Consider the following 16,460-nt stretch of genomic DNA (forward strand, 5'->3'; position numbering starts at 1 on the left):
AAGCCGCTGCTTACAGCTTTTCCAGCTTAGCATACTTCGTCAGCAGGCTGCGGATACCGCCGCCGGCAAAAGCAACCGTAACCTCCTGGCCGTCATCCGCAGCCTTAGCGGTAACAATCGTGCCTGCGCCCCACTTTTTATGCATAACCTTATCGCCGACACGGAAGCTGCAGCCTGCCGCCGCACTGCTTTCCCTCGGGAAGAAGCTGGCCTTATGCTGCTCGAACCAGTTGGCGTTTTCCTTAGCAGTAGGCTTGTGTACCTGCTGCGTCATCGCCGGACGCTGCACTACCGGACGTTTGATTACATGCACCAGGTTACGCGGCACCTCCTGCAGGAAGCGAGACGGTGTGTAATACTGCGTGCGGCCGTAGATAGTGCGTGTTCTGGCGTTGCTCAGGAACAAATGCTTTTCCGCACGCGTAATGCCTACGTAGCACAGGCGGCGCTCCTCTTCAATCTCGTTTTCGTCCATCAGAGTACGGGAATGCGGGAAAATTCCTTCCTCCATACCTACCAAAAAGACATTGGGGAATTCCAGGCCCTTGGCGGAATGCAGCGTCATCAGAGTAACTGCTTCCTCACCCAGCTCCGCATCATCAATATCGGCAACCAGCGCTACATCAGCCAGGAAGTTTTCCAGCGTCGGCTCTTCACCGTTGCGCTCGCATTTTACTGCAAATTCCTCGGTTACGCTCAGCATTTCCTTCAGGTTCTCCACACGGCTTTCGTCCTGCGGGTCCTTGCTGTTCTGCAGCTCCTCCAGATAACCTGTTTTCAGCAGCACATCATCCAAAAGCTGTTTTACCGGCACATCGGCAGCCTCGCCCATCAGCTCAAAGAGCAGACCGCTCAGCTCGTCCAGCTTGTTGGCAAAACGTCTGGCAAGACCGGGAACATCCGCTGCATTGGTCACTACCTCGAACAGAGACTGGCCGCTGGCATTGGCATATTCCTGCAGACGTGCCATAGTCGCATCACCGATACCGCGGCGCGGAACATTGATAATACGCAGCAGGCTCAGGCTGTCATGCGGATTATAAAGCAAGCGCAGATATGCCAGCGCATCCTTGATTTCCTTGCGCTCATAGAACTTCGTACCGCCGACCATCGTATAGGCGATACCGCTCTTAATCAGCATTTCCTCGAATACACGCGACTGCGCGTTAGTGCGGTACAGCACTGCCATATCGCCCAGCTTAGCACCTTCATTCAGCTGCAGCTTCTGCATATTTTCAATCACATAGCGTGCTTCATCTCTTTCATCGTTCGCCTGATAGTAAACGATTTCCGAACCGTTGCCGTTGGCAGTCCACAAATTTTTCGGCTTGCGTCCGCTGTTGTTGTCGATAACGGCATTGGCAGCGTCCAGAATAACCTGCGTGCTGCGGTAGTTCTGCTCCAGTTTCACCAGCTTGGCATCGGGGTAATCCTTTTCAAAATCAAGGATATTCTGGATATCGGCACCGCGCCAGCCATAAATGCTCTGGTCGGCATCGCCTACTACGCAGATGTTTCTGTGGCCTGCGGCCAACAGCTTCGTCAGCAGATACTGCGCATGGTTGGTATCCTGATATTCGTCAACCATCAGATAATCAAACTTGCGCTGGTATTTTTCTCTTACAGCAGGATTTTCCTGCAGCAGACGCAAAGCCAGCAGCAGTAAATCGTCAAAGTCTACGGCATTGTTGGCCTGCAGCTTTTTTTGATAAGCATCATAAATTTTTGCCACCTGCTGCTCATAGTAGCCGGAGGCCTCGCGAGCGTAGGCATCGGGCAGCAGCAAGGCATTTTTCGCGTTGCTGATATGGCTGATAATCGCCGGCAGCGGGAAACGCTTTTCATCCAGATTCATTTCCTTCATCACCTGCTTAATCAGGTTTTTGCTGTCGCTTGTATCGTAAATTGCAAAATTATTGGCATAGCCGTTGAGATTTTCCAGCTCATAGCGCAAAAGACGAGCGCAGAAGGCATGGAAGGTAAACAGCCACACATCTCTGGCCGCAGCGCCTGCCATACGGTCTACACGCTCGCGCATTTCCGCGGCGGCTTTATTGGTAAAGGTAATCGCCAAAATGCGATAGGGACGCACGCCCTGCTGCAGCAGATGCGCAATACGGCAGGTAAGCACCTTCGTCTTGCCGCTGCCTGCGCCTGCCAGAATCAGCATCGGTCCGTTAATAGTCTGTACTGCATCAAGCTGCTCTTTATTGAGTCCTTGCATTGTATCGGTCATCAGTCGTTAGCCTCCATAATATTTCACGGATGCACCTGCATCCTCTTCTTGGGTAAAAATATTTTTGACTTAAATATTATATCACAAAACGCGTCGCTTGGGCGAAGAAAAGCAGCCGCTTTAGCCTAGAGATATACTAGGAAAAGCAGCTGCATTGTGTTAAAATAATGCTATGTAATGCAAAAGGAGATTGTATAAATGACTAAGAAAAGCACCTTCGTTCCCGCCAAGGATTTAAGCAAGCTGTGGCGGGCTATTATAGAATTCGATATGCTGCAGCCGGGCGACCGCATTCTAGTCGGCCTCAGCGGCGGCAAGGACAGCATGCTTCTGACAGCCATGCTGGCGGAAATCAAAAAATATTCGCCGATACCATTCGACCTTGCCTGCTACACCGTCAACGGCATGTTCGCACCCAACTTTCCCAAGGCGGAGTTGGAAGCCTTCTGCGCGCAGTTCGGCCTTACACACTACAGCGACGATGTTGACGTAATGGCGGCACATGAAAAAAAAGGCGGCAGTCCCTGCTTCACCTGCGCCTACTTCCGCCGCGCCGCTACCAACCGCCGCGCACAGGAACTCGGCTTCAACAAGGTGGCGTTGGCGCACCACAATGACGATGCCGTAGAAACCTTCTTCATGAATCTGGTGACCAGCGGTCAGCTGCGCACCTTTCTGCCGGTAACGCCGCTATCGCGCTCCGGCATCACGGTACTGCGCCCGCTGCTCTACTACCGCGAGCAGGAAATCCGCGAGTTGGTGGCAAAACTTGGCCTGAAGCCTATCAAAAACCCCTGTCCTTATGACGGTCACACCATGCGTCAGGACATCAAGGAGCATATCGCAGCGCTCGATGCGCAGTATCCGGAAATTTATGAGCATCTGGCGGCGGCCATGCGTGACAGCGACAGGCAGGAGCTGTGGCCGCCCAAGCCCGGCAAGGAGCTGCTGCAGAAGTTCCACACCTTCTGGGGACGCGGCAGGAAGCAGGCTGAGCAATGAAAACAAAGGCCTATCTTTATATCATCTCCGCTGCTGTCTGCTGGGGTTTAATCGGACTCTTCGTCAGAACGCTGGCAGCACAAGGCTTCAGCTCCATGCAAATTGTTGCCCTGCGTTCGCTGGCAGCGGCAATCTGCGTCACACTGCCGCTGCTGCAGTCAGGGAGTGCTGCCCTGCGCATCAGACTGCGTGATCTCTGGCTTTTCGTCGGCACCGGTATCTGCAGCCTGGTGTTCTTCAACTACTGCTACTTCAACGCTATGCAGCAGACAAGTCTGGCGGTAGCAGCGCTGCTGCTCTACACCGCCCCTGTCTTTGTTATGCTCATGTCGCTGCTGTGCTTCGGAGAAGCCTTCACGCGCACAAAAGCACTCGCTCTGCTGCTCACCTTCAGCGGCTGTGCCTGCGTCACCGGCGTTTTCGGCAGCAGCCTGACGCTCACGCTAAGCGGCCTGCTCTATGGCTTAGGCAGCGGCTTCGGCTATGCACTGTACAGCATTTTCGGCAAGTATGCTGTGCGCAAATATTCGTCACTCACCATCACCGCCTACACCTTTTATCTGGCACTCGCAGCTTCATGGCCGTTGGCGGATTTTGATTATCAGCGTCTTGCAGCTATCAACCTGCAGGCAATCGGTAGCACTTTAGGTTTGGGCCTGCTCTGCGCCGTGCTTCCTTATCTGCTCTACACCAAAGGGTTAGAACAGATTGAGGCAGGACAGGCCTCCATCCTTGCGACGATTGAGCCCTTTGTGGCTGCCGCTGTCGGTGTTATTTTCTTTGCGGAAGCACTGACGCCGGTGAAAATCATCGGCATGGGACTGATATTTGCGGCGATTGCCGTGCTGAATATCAGGAAAGCGTAAAAATAATACCAATATAAAAAGCAATTTGCATCTGTCAAATTACAGTTGCAAATTGCTTTTTCGTTTTATACAGCCAACTACTCCTGCAGCACCTCTACCTTACATTGGTGCTGCTTTGTTTTCTTGGAATAGCCTATCCCGACAGCCAAAATCCGTCCTTGATAACGCTTTCTGCCATCTCCCAGAGTTCCGGCAAACTTAAGTGCATACTGCCTGCGTTTAATCTGCTCAATCGCTTCCTCCGGTGTGTGATCCACCTTCAGCTCCAATATAAGACAATCATCGTTTTCCTGATAGGGATAGAAGATAAAGTCAACATAGCCTGTCACGGCCTTATCCTCCCTTTGGACATTATATCTGTCACGTGCTGCCAGATATATGAGATTAACAATAGCAGCCAGTTCGGTCTCATTGTTATACGCCAACAGCGGTGTTTCCGTATTGTGCGCAAATTCCAAAACCCTGCTCATTGTAGCGGTATCGCCTTTCAGCGTAGCCTGCAGCATCGCTTCCGATTTTACCGCCAGCTGATGTACGTAGCCCAAGGAATCCTTATTCAGGAGCAGCTCATTAAATTTATCCATCAATTCTTTATTAGGGATAAACACTTTGCCGTTTTCATATGTCAGCAGGCCATAAACAACCATCGCCGAAAAAATCTGTTGCTTTGTATTAAGCTCCAGCAGCATGGCCGCATATTCCTGTATTTTCAAGGGTATGCGTTCACCGGCAGCCATCAGCGCCAAATCATCACGCACCGCCGTCACATTGTTACGGATATAGTAAAACAATTCATCATAGGGACCAGAGCTGGTCCAATAATTATAAAGCTGGTTATTCTGCAAAGCCATAACCACAGAACGCGGATTATACAGTAAATTGCCGGCAGCAGTGTGATAGCCGTCATACCATATTTTTAAGCCTTCACGTGTAACCTGCGGTTGAGCCGTCAAAGCTTGATACTTTGCAAACAGCGCATCTACTTCCGTATCATTAAAGCCAAAAACATCACTATATAATGACATCGTAGCCATATTATATTCCGCAAAGGTATTTAATTCCGAGCCGCTGGTATATTTTGATATCGGCAGTACGCCAGTCATATACGCCAGTTGAACATATACTCTGTCCTTAAGCAAATCCTTTAAGAACAGCAGGTATTTTTTTCTGTCATCTTCGGAAATAAAGGCAGCATGAAAGATTGCATCCCATTCGTCAAAAATGAAAATAAACCTTTCGCCCGTCGCTGCAGTAATTCTTTCCAAATCCTCGGCTACGCCGCCTGCCGCACGATAATCAACATCGGGATACGCCTTATGCAGATCGTTCTTCAAGACCTCAGCAATATTATCTATATAGCTTTGGTAATCATTGCTGCTGATCCTGCTGAAATCAATATAAATAACATTGTATTGATTAATATGCTGCATAGCCTCAGCATCACGGCCTATATTTAACTGTGCAAAAAGCTTTTTCGTAGCAGCGCTCTTAGTCAGAAATGCTCCCAGCATATTAGCCATAACAGTTTTGCCAAAACGGCGCGGACGTGTGATGCACACATACTTGCCATTGGTACCTATACGCTGCAGCATTTGGCCTATAAAGGCAGTTTTATCAACAAAATATGTACTTTCTGCCATCTCCTCGTATAATATTGCCGGAGAGAGAGTATTTAACAATAATCCCATATTATTCTCCCCCTTTCTGTTTGCCAATCTATGTCATGCTTTAAGTTAAGCGTTATTTATTTCTGAAATTCTCCAACCTATACCCCTTTACCTGCCAGCACGCCTGTTCCCGCAGCCAGCAGTCCCAAAAGCAGGCTGCCGCCGCTGTACGCTGCCGCCGCGGCGATATTACCCTCCGTCAGCAGCATCAGGCTTTCATAACCGAACGAGGAAAAGGTGGTAAAGCCACCCAACAAGCCTACGCACAAGAACAGACGCCAAGCCGCAGGCAGCATACCGCGCTCCACAATCAGCGTCATCAAAAGGCCCATGCAAAAGCAGCCTATGATATTTATGGCGAAGGTTCCCCATGGAAGAGCGCTGCCGCTCGCTCTGCTGATAAAATTACCCAGCAGATAACGGCACACTGCGCCCAAGGCACCGCCGATAGCTACACTGATTATTTCCATCATGCACTCTCCAACTGTTCAATATATTGCAGCGTGCGCTGCCAGTCATTCTTCACCGCAGCCAGCTTCGCCTGCAGCTGCGGCAAAGTATAGTCCCCGCTGCGCAGCAGGCTTACAATATCGGCAAACTGCGCCTGCAAGCCTGTCAGCCCCAACGTTGCGCACACGCCCTTCAGGTTGTGCGCATAGCGCAGCACCTCCTGCAGGTTGCCTGCCTCCGCAGCCTCCTCCATCAATTTATAATCATCGCTTGTCAGCAGCTTGCGCAAAAAACGCACATACATAGCTTCACTTTCCATAAAGCGCTCCTCCAGCGCCTCCTGAATATCAATCGCCACATACTGCGGCAGTTCCTGTAAATGCACAGTTTCGCACCCCTTTCTGCTCTCAATGCTGCAGATACGCACTCATCATCTGCGCCAGCAGCTTCATCTGCACCGGTTTCACCATAAAATCATTCATGCCGGCAGCCATTGCGCGTTCCACGTCATCACTGCCGCTGTTGCCTGTCAGCGCCAGAATAGGCACCTTACGCGCATCCTCACGCGGCAATGCTCTGATAGCCTCGGCAGCCTCACAGCCATCCATTTCCGGCATCTGCATATCCATCAGCACCATGCTGATGCTGCCTTCCTCCGAAGACTCAAACAGGTTCACGGCATCCTTGCCGTTGCTTGCCGGCAATACCTCCAGACCGTTCATTGTCAGCAGCTCGCTGATAATCTCCATATTGATATTGTTGTCCTCAGCTACCAGAATTCTGCAGCCAGCAAAATCCTTCAGCTTCGGCATGCTATCCTGTGGCTTGCTTTCCACCTTTTTCACAATGTTGAACGGCAGGGAAATAATTACGCAGGTGCCTTCATCAACACGGCTGCTGATATGAATGCTGCCATCCATACGCTCTACCAGGCTTTTGACAATCGTCATGCCCAGACCGGTGCCGGTAACGCGCGGCACACCAAAACGGCTGTCGCGTTCAAACGGCTTATAAATCTTCTCCAGGAATTTGGCCGACATACCGCAGCCGGTATCCTTGATGACAAAGGTATAATGCACACGGTTGCGCTCATTGCTCGGCTCACGACGCGCCAAAAAGCTGATTTTGCCATGTGCTTTGGTATATTTAATAGCATTCGACAAAATATTATTCAAAATTTGCTGCAAGCCCTGTAAATCGCCGCTCACCATTTCATCTTCTTGCAGCATAAGCTGAGAGTCAAAGAACTTCTGCTCCAGCTCGGCCTGCGCCGCAAAAATATCGCTTGTATCCTGCGCTACCTTGGCAATCATAAAGGTTTCCTGCACATGCTCCACCTTACCGTTGTCCAGACGCGCCATTTCCAGGATATCATTAATCAAGGTCAGCAGCTGCTGGCCTGCGGTGCGGATTTTGCGGATATATTCCTTCACCTGTCCGCAGTCATCCTTATGCAGGTCTGCCAGCTCCGCCATGCCGATAATGCCGTTGAGAGGCGCACGCATATCGTGCGACAGCGCGGAAAAGAACATGTTTCTGGACTTGGCATTTTCGCGTGCTACCCTCAGCGCCTGCTCCGTCAACTGCAGATGCTCCAGCTCTTTCAGCTTTTCGGCATCCACCTCACGGAAGAAGAAAACCGCTTCGTCCTTATTCAGCAAATCATCACGCATCAGGCGTACATTAAGCCATCTGTATTCCTTGCCGAAGCGATGGCGGAACTCACCGCCGAAGTCATTGATATGCCGCTCCACCAGCTCTTTGATATGCTCACGTGAAAAGCTGGCTGCAAACTCATCGGCAGCCTCCGGCTCCACATTCTTTATCAGCTCCTGCAGTAGCTCATCATAATCTCCCTCCGGCTCCTGCGGCCCCGGACTGGTGCTTTTCAGCATATAATAGCGTCCGGTAACATAATTCACCCTGAACACAGCCAGGAAGGACTTGCTCATAACGCGGATAACCTCATTGATGCTTTGCAACTGTTTGTTCAGCATATGCTCGCGCAGCGCCAAACCGGCAGCCAGCAGCAGGAAAATGGCCAGCGTCAGGCTGAACCACTGCATCAAATCCTCATAATCACCCAGCAGGAAATCATAGGGAATAGTTACGATAGATATCCAGCCCTTTTCCGAAACCTTGTAGTAAACACCGCGCTTGTTGCCCTCGTAATCGGTGATATAAGATACATCACTGCCGGAATTGCGGATTTCCTTAAAAATTTTGTCTACATAAGGCTGCTGTTCTTCTATCGACAGATTGCGGTCATTGATGGTAAACATAATATTACCCGACGGATCGCAAAGATAATAATAGCTGTGCTTAGGCATCTGGTTTTCGGCAAGCAAACCGTTCAAGCGCTCCGGATAAAGATTCAGCGCCAGTACATTGCCATCGCCGAAGCGCACTGCCATAGTCAACAGGCGTTCATTATTTTTACCGTAGGTATATAAATTGGTATAAGCCACACTGCCATTACTATTCAGTGCCGTCTGATACCATTTCAGCGAAGCAACATCCGCCGGCTGTCCCTCCAGACGCTTGCCGATAAGATGTCCGTGAACAACAGCGCACATGTCAAAACGGCCTACATCCGCATTTTTTTCCATGTAGTCGGTAAAATGCGTCAAAGCCTCCTCCAGCTCCGCATCCGACATATCAGGCTTCATCTCCAGCATATGCGCCAGATTCTGCGCGGCACTGCGCAGCAGCATTTCCTGAGCTTTTATGCGTCCTGTTTCCCTGGTGGCAAAGCGAGCCGCCATCTGCTGCCCCATAATATGCGAATTATCTAATATTTTTTCGCGCACAACATACAGGCTCACCAGAGAAACAAGCAGGAAGAAGGCGAAGATGCCTATGCTGTATAGAGATACCTTTATTCTGTTCCTAAAAAATTTAAAGTCCATAAGCCCTCCATTGAGCCACTGTCAACAAACAAGTGCATATTTCATGTATACATATTTTATTATATAACACCGAACACATCTCTACAAGTGCACACGTCAAAAAGCCGCCTGCGAATATAGGAGTTTCCTCTGCAGGCGGCTAATTAGGTATTTATTTATATATGCTTGTTGCGTTACTACTGTTGACTAAAATATTGCATTAGGTAACGATGAGGACAAAGGGAGAAGGAGGTTAGGCTTCTGATTTTGTTATCAAAGAAAGAGTTAAATAAACAAAGACTCCTGTTCTTTATCTAAGCGTTTTTGCGTAAGCTTCAAATATTCCTCCACATTATCAATCCCTATAAAATTACAGCCGTTGCGTAATGCTTCGACACCGGTAGTTCCCGAACCGCAAAACGGGTCCAGCACTATATAGCCGGCCTGTGTAGAAGCACGTAATATTCTTTCCAATAAATATTCCGGCTTCTGCGTAGGATGCTTGCCAAACTTCTTTTCCGAAGGCTTGGTAAGACTTCCCGTCCAGACATCCTTCATCTGCTTTCCGCCATTGATTTCTTTCATCAAGGCATAGTTAAAAAAGTATTTTGCTTTTTTATCATCCTTGCAAGCCCAGATGATTGTTTCCGTAGAATGCGTAAAGCAACGGCAGGCAAGATTTGGCGGCGGATTAGTTTTTTGCCACGTGATGTTATTGATTATTCTAAAGCCTTCCTCTTCCAAAGCCATGCCAATCGAAAAGATATTATGGAAAGTTCCCGATATCCAGATGGTGCCGTTGGGTTTAAGCACTTTTTTGCAGAGGTTTATCCAGCGTCGGTTAAATTGATGCTTGTTGGCTAACATGTGCTCTTTATCATCAACCATATCCCACGCAGCCTTATTTACAGAAACCATTTTGCCACTACGGCAAGTAATGCCGTTATTACTTAAAAAGTAGGGCGGGTCTGCAAAAATTACGTCAACGGATTCAGGGCGAAGCTTTTGCAACAGCTCAAACGTGTCGCCTAAGAGCAGTTGTGCATTTTCAGTTTGATAGAATACATACATTCCATTTTCGCACAACTGCCTCATAACAACACTCCTGCTTCGCTCGTCTTGTTTAATATATTAAACTTTGATTATAAAAAAATTTGCTTATTGAACACTCTAGCGCTTCAGCAATTCTCACCAAGGTTTTCGTTGTAGTTACGGTGATTTTGCCATTTTCCAGTCCTATAATAATACTTTTAGATATTTTACTTCTTCTGGAAAGCTCTTCTTGTGTTAACCCCTTCAGTAATCTTTGCTTTCGTATTTGCAAAAGCACTATAATCACCTCTACGCTTTAGTTTAATATATTAAACTTCTTCTGTCAATAGAATGTCTTTAAAATCTTGAATTAATTATAAATGTATAATATACTAAGCGAAAAGGAGCTTTACATCATGGAACTGAAAACATTCATTAATTCATATCGGACAGAACATAATTTAACTATGGAGCAATTTGCTAAATCAGCTTCACTTTCCAAAGGATATATATCAATGCTAGAAAAAGGCTATAATCCCCAAACAGGGAAAAAAATTATACCCTCTATCAGCGCTTTGAACAATATTGCCATAGCAACAGGAACCGACCTGGACCATTTACTAAAAATCATAGATGATATTGAAGTTTCTCTAGATTCTCCGGCTCAGGATTTAATTATTTCTAATCCTCAAGAAGCACAACTGATTATAGGTTATCGAAATTTAACAACAGCCAATCAAAAAGAGTTGCTGGCATATCTTGATATGAAGCTCAATATGCAAACAAAATAAACATTTAGTGTTTTATTAATACAAGGTGAGCAAATGAACTGCAACTTTAACACTGCCTTAACGCAAAGCTATCACAGCCAATCACAAATCATCCGTATCCTGACAGAAAGCTGGGTAAGCGAATACATGTATTGCCCTCACTGCGGAAATGCTTCGCTTAATCACTTCCCCAACAACAAAGCTGTCGCTGATTTCTACTGTCCTAACTGCAATAATGAATACGAGCTTAAAAGCAAAGCTGGAAGCATCGGTCACAAAATTGCCGATGGCGCTTATCATACATTTATTGACAGAATAACCAGCAACAACAATCCTGATTTCTTCATTTTGAATTACAGCAAGCAGCTTTTAACCGTAAACAATCTTTGGATTATTCCTAAGCATTTCTTTGTGCCTGACATCATCGAACAAAGAAAACCTTTATCCGATAATGCTCAGCGCAAGGGTTGGATTGGCTGTAATATTCTTATCGATAAAATTCCCAGTCAAGCCAAAATCGATATCATTCATAACAGTGTACCTGTCCCCCAAGAGCTTGTTCAGGCGCAAGTACAACAGGCATCCTTATTATATACGGACAACCTAAGCTCCAGAGGCTGGCTGTTAGATACATTAAATTGTGTGAACAGCATCAAAACAGAAATGTTTTCGTTATCTGACATGTACCAGTTCGAAACATTGCTGACAATCAAGCATCCTAATAATCACAATATCAAAGCTAAAATTCGTCAGCAATTACAGCTTCTCAGAGATAAAGGCTTTATTGATTTTCTGGATAGAGGTATCTATAAGAAAATAGTAAAATAGTTTTTAGTTATTTTCTTGTCAGCTCTCTCTGCACCACTTGCACCACTGCTTTTGGTGCAAACGCAAAAACTGCTCCACACCCCCTAATATATATCCCTGCAAGTAAAGTCTTCGTAAGGGTTCTAAAGCTTTATTTTATGCTGTTTACGGCTAAAATAAGGCTTTTTTATTTATATTATATTAAAGTTTTCGAGCCTACGGTTTTTTAGCAAAAAGGCTGAAAAAAGTGCTTCAACTGGTGCAAGTGGTGCAACCGGTGCAAAACGCACCGTTAAAGCAGCACACAAAAAGCTGCCTGCAAAAGGACCTCGTCCATCCGCAGGCAGCAAAATTCATTTTAAGCCATAATTATGCCTGTTCCGCTCTGGCATCAATAGCAGCAGCTTCTTCATCCGTCATATATTCCGGCTTAATGTCACGTCCCATATGATTCAGCATCTTTCTGTCGCTGCGAATCGTAGCGCAGGCCACAGTAGTCAGCATATTGCCGGTAATAGTTGCGGAGGCACCTGCCTTGAAGGCGGTTTCGCCGTCATTGGTCAGCAAAGCACGACCTGCACCCAGACGGATATTAGCCAAAGGATTGATGTAACGGAAGAAGGCCACAGTACGCAGGATATCATCCTCGCTCAGACGCGGCAGATGCTCCAGCGGCGTACCCGGAATCGGCATCAGCGCATTCAGCGGAATAGAATCAATACCCAGCTCAGCAAGGCTGATAGCCATATCAAGACGGTCCTCCCAGGTTTCGCCCATACCGATAATACCGCCGGAGCAGGCGCACATGCCCTCCTCCTTAACCATTTTCAGCGTGTTGATTTTCATATCATAGGTATGCGTGGTGCAGATGTTGGGGAAGTTGCGCTTAGAGGTTTCGATGTTGTGGTGATAGCTGTTGACACCTGCCTCATGCAGACGATGCAGCTGCTCACGGGAAAGGAACCCCATGGAAGCGCACAAATCAATCTTCAAATCACGATGCATGGTTTCATACGCATGAATTGCCTTGTCGAATTCTTCACCGGTCAGTGCCTTGCCGGCGGTTACAATGGAAAAGCGGTGTACGCCTTCCTCCTGATTCAGGCGTGCCAGCTTCACGATATCCTCCTCCGGAAGGAAACTATAAACCTCGCAATCGGTATGGTTATGTGCAGACTGCGCACAGAATTTGCAGTTTTCCGGACAGCGGCCGCTGCGTCCGTTGATAATGGAGCACAAATCCACGCGCTCACCGACAAAATGCTTGCGAATTTTATCTGCGCCTTCACATAATGCCTGCAAATCGCAGGTCAGAAATGCCTTTAAATCGTCCTGACGAGTCAGTCTTCTGCCATCAATAATTTCTTGTGCTAATGCTTGCGGGTTCATATTCTCTTCTCCTTCTTGTAACCTATTTAATCGGTAGGCTTATGCTGTAAAAAAATAAGTGATACGTTAACCTTGACGTTTTTCACGTTCACCATCTGTTAACTAAAATTATAGCACAGGATAACGATGAGTGCAAGAAGATTGGCGCGCAATTTATAATTATAGCAATATTTTTTGCCGATGCAGATTCCGAAGCAAGCAAAAAGCTGCAGCCGGACGCCTGTCGGCGCCAAGCTGCAGCCTGCAATTTTTAATTATTTTCGTGCGCTCCATTCCCAGATGCGATATTCCAGCCAAGCACAGAAGCCACCGCTGAAATCCAGCAGTACGTCCTTCACCCTGCTGGCACGTCCCGGCGAAAAGGCTTGGATATATTCATCTATTACAGCTACCAAAAGCGCTAAAAAGAGAATATAACCGGTTGCCGTAAGCTTAGGCACGCCCCAGGCACTGAAGCTGCGGCACAGCAGCAGTCCCAGCAGCGCAAATTCGCAGAAATGCGCCATTTTGCGGATGTGATGCTCAACATCGCCCGCCAGATGAATATCCAGATGCTGCGCCAAAAGCTGCGTCAGCGCAGCAAACCAGCTGCTAATCTCGGAAGACTGCTTCAAGGGCAGCGACGAATTATAATAGATAATGCCCACAAGACAGGCAGTGAGAAAAACCCATAAATATTTCATAAAGCTCCCCACTTAATTATTGTATCTGCAGCAAAATCAGATATGACGTGTCAGACACTCCATTACCATCATATTGCTGACAACACCGATACCGCCGGGAACAGGCGTAAAGGCGCTCGCCTTTTCGGCAACTGCAGGGTCAACGTCGCCCACCAGCTTACCGTCAACAGCGTTGATGCCTACGTCCACAATCACAACGCCTTCCTTAACCATTTCCGGCTTCACAAAGCAGGCCTTGCCCACTGCAGCGACGATAATATCTGCCTGCTTTAAAATCTCCGACAGATTGCGTGTACGCGAATGGCAGATGGTAACAGTAGCGTTTTGTTGCAGCAGCAGCACACTCACCGGCTTGCCTACAACATTACTGCGACCGATAACGACAACGTTCTTGCCCTCCAGCTCAATGCCATAGTGCGCCAGAGTTGCCATGCAGGCACGCGGAGTGCAGGCAGCAAAACGGCTGCGGCCCATGAACACATCACCGATATTCTGCGGATTCAGGCAGTCTACGTCCTTGTTCGGCGAAACCGCCGCGCCCACGTTATCGCTGTTGATATGCTTCGGCATCGGCATCATCGGCATAATACCGGTAACGTAACGGTTACGGTTCAGCTTTTTGATGATGCTGATAACCTCTTCCTCCGGAGTATCGGCAGGGCAGGTGATAACCTTAGCGGCACCGCCCAGACTTTCAATCAATTTGACCAGCCTGTCCTTATATACGTGAGATGCGGGATCATCACCCACAACCAAAATAGCCAGAGCTACTAACAGGTCGTGCTGCTTAGCAACAGCAATCTTTTTTGCAATAGCCTCACGGTAAACATCAGCAACAGGCTTACCCCTCATTAAAACAGTTTCCATAGTAAATTCACCTCAAAACAAAACAGATAATTTATTATAGATAGCAAAACATGAACGCAGATGACGCTTTATCCGTCAGACTTTCTTAGAACAAACCGCTGATTACACCATCATCAGTAACGTCAATCTTCTCTGCTGCCGGAACCTTAGGCAGACCGGGCATAGTCATAACATCACCGGTCAGAACTACGATAAAGCCGGCGCCTGCTGCAATGCGGCAGTTGCGGATAGTAATCTTGAAGCCGCTCGGACGGCCCAAAAGTGCCGGGTCATCGGAGAAGGAATACTGGGTTTTAGCCATGCAGATAGGCAGGTTGCCGTAGCCAAGCTCTTCAAATTCCTTGAGGGCTTTATCTGCTTCCTTAGTATAGTTAACGCCGTCAGCACCATAGATTTCTTTAGCGATGGTTTCAATCTTGCCTTTCAGGCTCATATCCAGCGGATAAATCGGCGCAAATTTGCTCTCGCCGCTGTCTGCCAGGGCAATTACTTCTTTAGCAAGGTCGATACCGCCCTCGCCGCCTTTAGCGAATACGTCGGACAATGCTACGTTAACACCGTGCTTAGCGCAGTGCTCGCGAACTGCCTCCAGCTCTTCTGCGGTATCCTGAGCGAAGATGTTGATGGCAACTACGCAGGGAACGCCGAATTTTTTAACGTTTTCGATATGCTTCTCCAGATTTACCAGACCTTTTTTAACTGCCTCTACGTTCGGGGTCTTCAGGTCGGTTTTCGGTACGCCGCCGTGCATCTTCAGCGCACGTACGGTAGCAACGATAACGGTTGCGTCCGGTTTCAGGCCGGCATAACGGCATTTGATGTCAAAGAATTTTTCTGCACCCAGGTCAGCGCCGAAGCCTGCCTCGGTGATAGTATAATCAGCCAGCTTCATGCCGGTCTGAGTTGCCATAACGCTGTTGCAGCCATGGGCAATATTAGCAAACGGACCGCCGTGAATGATTGCCGGTACGTTTTCCAGAGTCTGTACCAGGTTAGGCTTAACGGCATCCTTCAGCAGAGCTGCCATTGCGCCCTGAGCCTTAATCTGGCCTGCGGTAACAGGGTTGCCGTTGTAATCGTAAGCAACGATAATTTTTGCCAGACGCTCCTTGAGGTCGTGCAGGCTACTTGCCAGGCACAGAATAGCCATAACCTCGGAAGCAACGGTAATATCAAAGCCATCCTGACGCGGTACGCCGTGAGCCTTGCCGCCCAGGCCTACTACGATGTTGCGCAGCTCGCGGTCGTTCATATCTACAACACGCTTCCACGCAATACGGCGCGGGTCAATGTTCAGAGCGTTGCCCTGTTGGATATGGTTGTCCAGCATTGCTGCCAGCAGCATATGTGCGGAGGTGATAGCATGGAAGTCACCGGTAAAGTGCAGGTTGATGTCCTCCATCGGCACAACCTGGGAATAGCCGCCGCCTGCAGCGCCGCCCTTAATGCCCATGCAGGGGCCGAGGGAAGGCTCACGCAGAGCTACGATAACCTTTTTGCCGAGCTTAGCCAGGCCCTGTGCCAAACCTACGGTAGTAGTGGACTTGCCTTCGCCTGCCGGAGTCGGGGTGATAGCGGTAACCAGAATCAGCTTGCCGTCTTTTTTATCTTTAACACGGCGGATTAAATCGTAGGACAGTTTTGCTTTATATTTGCCATATAATTCAATATCGTCCTCGCTAATGCCTAATTTTGCAGCAACATCAGTAATTTTCTGCATTTTTGCCTGTTGGGCAATTTCAATATCGGATAACATGTTTATCTCCTCCTATTTAATTGCGTAAAAAACTGCGCATAGTGGCA

At 48.1% G+C, this 16,460-nt stretch carries 15 protein-coding genes; 4 read left to right on the forward strand and 11 right to left on the reverse strand.

All coding sequences use genetic code 11. The features are described from left to right. Positions 1–10: 10 nt before the first annotated feature. Entirely contained in the window at positions 11–2,236 is a 2,226-nt protein-coding gene (gene pcrA / locus HMPREF9443_RS00685) for a DNA helicase PcrA (RefSeq protein WP_009144548.1), read from the reverse strand. A 198-nt stretch (positions 2,237–2,434) separates the two neighbouring features. Here pcrA and HMPREF9443_RS00690 point away from each other — a divergent pair, with 198 nt between their 5' ends. Both HMPREF9443_RS00690 and HMPREF9443_RS00695 read left to right on the forward strand, forming a co-directional pair. After that, a complete protein-coding gene (locus HMPREF9443_RS00690; RefSeq protein ID WP_009144549.1) occupies positions 2,435–3,238 on the forward strand; it encodes a tRNA lysidine(34) synthetase in 804 nt (267 codons plus the stop codon). Continuing rightward, entirely contained in the window at positions 3,235–4,104 is an 870-nt protein-coding gene (locus tag HMPREF9443_RS00695; protein ID WP_009144550.1) for a DMT family transporter, read from the forward strand. Before HMPREF9443_RS00690 ends, HMPREF9443_RS00695 begins: the two co-directional genes overlap by 4 nt. A gap of 77 nt (positions 4,105–4,181) precedes the next feature. Here the strand turns inward: HMPREF9443_RS00695 and HMPREF9443_RS00700 are convergent, their stop codons facing one another. From HMPREF9443_RS00700 to HMPREF9443_RS11155, 6 genes are all read right to left on the reverse strand, one after another. Continuing rightward, positions 4,182–5,792, reverse strand: coding sequence for an AAA family ATPase (locus HMPREF9443_RS00700; protein WP_009144551.1), 1,611 nt, complete (start codon positions 5,790–5,792; stop codon positions 4,182–4,184). Positions 5,793–5,869: 77 nt separating this feature from the next. After that, positions 5,870–6,241 (reverse strand): fluoride efflux transporter CrcB, encoded by a 372-nt coding sequence (gene crcB / locus HMPREF9443_RS00705; protein WP_230197123.1) that lies wholly within the window; start codon positions 6,239–6,241, stop codon positions 5,870–5,872. After that, a complete protein-coding gene (locus HMPREF9443_RS00710; protein WP_009144553.1) occupies positions 6,241–6,606 on the reverse strand; it encodes an Hpt domain-containing protein in 366 nt (121 codons plus the stop codon). Before HMPREF9443_RS00710 ends, crcB begins: the two co-directional genes overlap by 1 nt. A 22-nt stretch (positions 6,607–6,628) precedes the next feature. Continuing rightward, a complete protein-coding gene (locus tag HMPREF9443_RS00715) occupies positions 6,629–9,130 on the reverse strand; it encodes a hybrid sensor histidine kinase/response regulator (RefSeq protein ID WP_009144554.1) in 2,502 nt (833 codons plus the stop codon). A gap of 264 nt (positions 9,131–9,394) precedes the next feature. Beyond that, complete coding sequence (locus HMPREF9443_RS00720; protein WP_009144555.1) at positions 9,395–10,204, reverse strand: DNA-methyltransferase; 810 nt, start codon at positions 10,202–10,204, stop codon at positions 9,395–9,397. A gap of 28 nt (positions 10,205–10,232) precedes the next feature. Beyond that, the gene (locus HMPREF9443_RS11155; protein WP_148495296.1) at positions 10,233–10,448 is read right to left on the reverse strand and encodes a helix-turn-helix domain-containing protein; all 216 of its coding nucleotides are present in this window, start codon (positions 10,446–10,448) and stop codon (positions 10,233–10,235) included. Positions 10,449–10,557: 109 nt separating this feature from the next. On the opposite strand from HMPREF9443_RS11155, the gene HMPREF9443_RS10230 reads away from it, so the two are divergent. Beyond that, positions 10,558–10,932: a helix-turn-helix domain-containing protein gene (locus tag HMPREF9443_RS10230; RefSeq protein WP_050787079.1), complete on the forward strand. Its 375-nt coding sequence runs from the start codon at positions 10,558–10,560 to the stop codon at positions 10,930–10,932. A 33-nt stretch (positions 10,933–10,965) separates the two neighbouring features. Then, on the forward strand, positions 10,966–11,739 hold the full coding sequence (locus HMPREF9443_RS00730; protein ID WP_009144558.1) for a DpnI domain-containing protein: 774 nt from the start codon (positions 10,966–10,968) through the stop codon (positions 11,737–11,739). A 348-nt stretch (positions 11,740–12,087) separates the two neighbouring features. On the opposite strand, the gene bioB is transcribed toward HMPREF9443_RS00730, so the two are convergent. The 4 genes from bioB to HMPREF9443_RS00750 form a co-directional block, all read right to left on the reverse strand. After that, positions 12,088–13,107 carry a biotin synthase BioB gene (bioB, locus tag HMPREF9443_RS00735; protein ID WP_040564519.1) on the reverse strand — a complete coding sequence of 340 codons (1,020 nt, stop codon included), beginning with the start codon at positions 13,105–13,107 and terminating at the stop codon, positions 12,088–12,090. Between the two features lie 254 nt (positions 13,108–13,361). Continuing rightward, positions 13,362–13,790, reverse strand: coding sequence for a VanZ family protein (locus tag HMPREF9443_RS10235; RefSeq protein ID WP_009144561.1), 429 nt, complete (start codon positions 13,788–13,790; stop codon positions 13,362–13,364). 36 nt (positions 13,791–13,826) lie between these two features. Next, the gene (locus HMPREF9443_RS00745) at positions 13,827–14,657 is read right to left on the reverse strand and encodes a bifunctional methylenetetrahydrofolate dehydrogenase/methenyltetrahydrofolate cyclohydrolase (protein ID WP_009144562.1); all 831 of its coding nucleotides are present in this window, start codon (positions 14,655–14,657) and stop codon (positions 13,827–13,829) included. Positions 14,658–14,742: 85 nt separating this feature from the next. After that, positions 14,743–16,413: a formate--tetrahydrofolate ligase gene (locus HMPREF9443_RS00750; protein ID WP_009144563.1), complete on the reverse strand. Its 1,671-nt coding sequence runs from the start codon at positions 16,411–16,413 to the stop codon at positions 14,743–14,745. Positions 16,414–16,460 lie beyond the last annotated feature (47 nt).

It is taken from the genome of Phascolarctobacterium succinatutens YIT 12067 (assembly GCF_000188175.1).
GTDB lineage: Bacteria > Bacillota > Negativicutes > Acidaminococcales > Acidaminococcaceae > Phascolarctobacterium_A > Phascolarctobacterium_A succinatutens.

Coding starts and splice junctions, on each gene's coding strand:
- pcrA (WP_009144548.1), bottom strand. CDS start 2,236: ATGACCGATACAATGCAAGGACTCAATAAAGAGCAGCTTGATGCAGTA.
- HMPREF9443_RS00690 (WP_009144549.1), top strand. CDS start 2,435: ATGACTAAGAAAAGCACCTTCGTTCCCGCCAAGGATTTAAGCAAGCTG.
- HMPREF9443_RS00695 (WP_009144550.1), top strand. CDS start 3,235: ATGAAAACAAAGGCCTATCTTTATATCATCTCCGCTGCTGTCTGCTGG.
- HMPREF9443_RS00700 (WP_009144551.1), bottom strand. CDS start 5,792: ATGGGATTATTGTTAAATACTCTCTCTCCGGCAATATTATACGAGGAG.
- crcB (WP_230197123.1), bottom strand. CDS start 6,241: ATGGAAATAATCAGTGTAGCTATCGGCGGTGCCTTGGGCGCAGTGTGC.
- HMPREF9443_RS00715 (WP_009144554.1), bottom strand. CDS start 9,130: ATGGACTTTAAATTTTTTAGGAACAGAATAAAGGTATCTCTATACAGC.
- HMPREF9443_RS00720 (WP_009144555.1), bottom strand. CDS start 10,204: ATGAGGCAGTTGTGCGAAAATGGAATGTATGTATTCTATCAAACTGAA.
- HMPREF9443_RS10230 (WP_050787079.1), top strand. CDS start 10,558: ATGGAACTGAAAACATTCATTAATTCATATCGGACAGAACATAATTTA.
- HMPREF9443_RS00730 (WP_009144558.1), top strand. CDS start 10,966: ATGAACTGCAACTTTAACACTGCCTTAACGCAAAGCTATCACAGCCAA.
- bioB (WP_040564519.1), bottom strand. CDS start 13,107: ATGAACCCGCAAGCATTAGCACAAGAAATTATTGATGGCAGAAGACTG.
- HMPREF9443_RS10235 (WP_009144561.1), bottom strand. CDS start 13,790: ATGAAATATTTATGGGTTTTTCTCACTGCCTGTCTTGTGGGCATTATC.
- HMPREF9443_RS00745 (WP_009144562.1), bottom strand. CDS start 14,657: ATGGAAACTGTTTTAATGAGGGGTAAGCCTGTTGCTGATGTTTACCGT.
- HMPREF9443_RS00750 (WP_009144563.1), bottom strand. CDS start 16,413: ATGTTATCCGATATTGAAATTGCCCAACAGGCAAAAATGCAGAAAATT.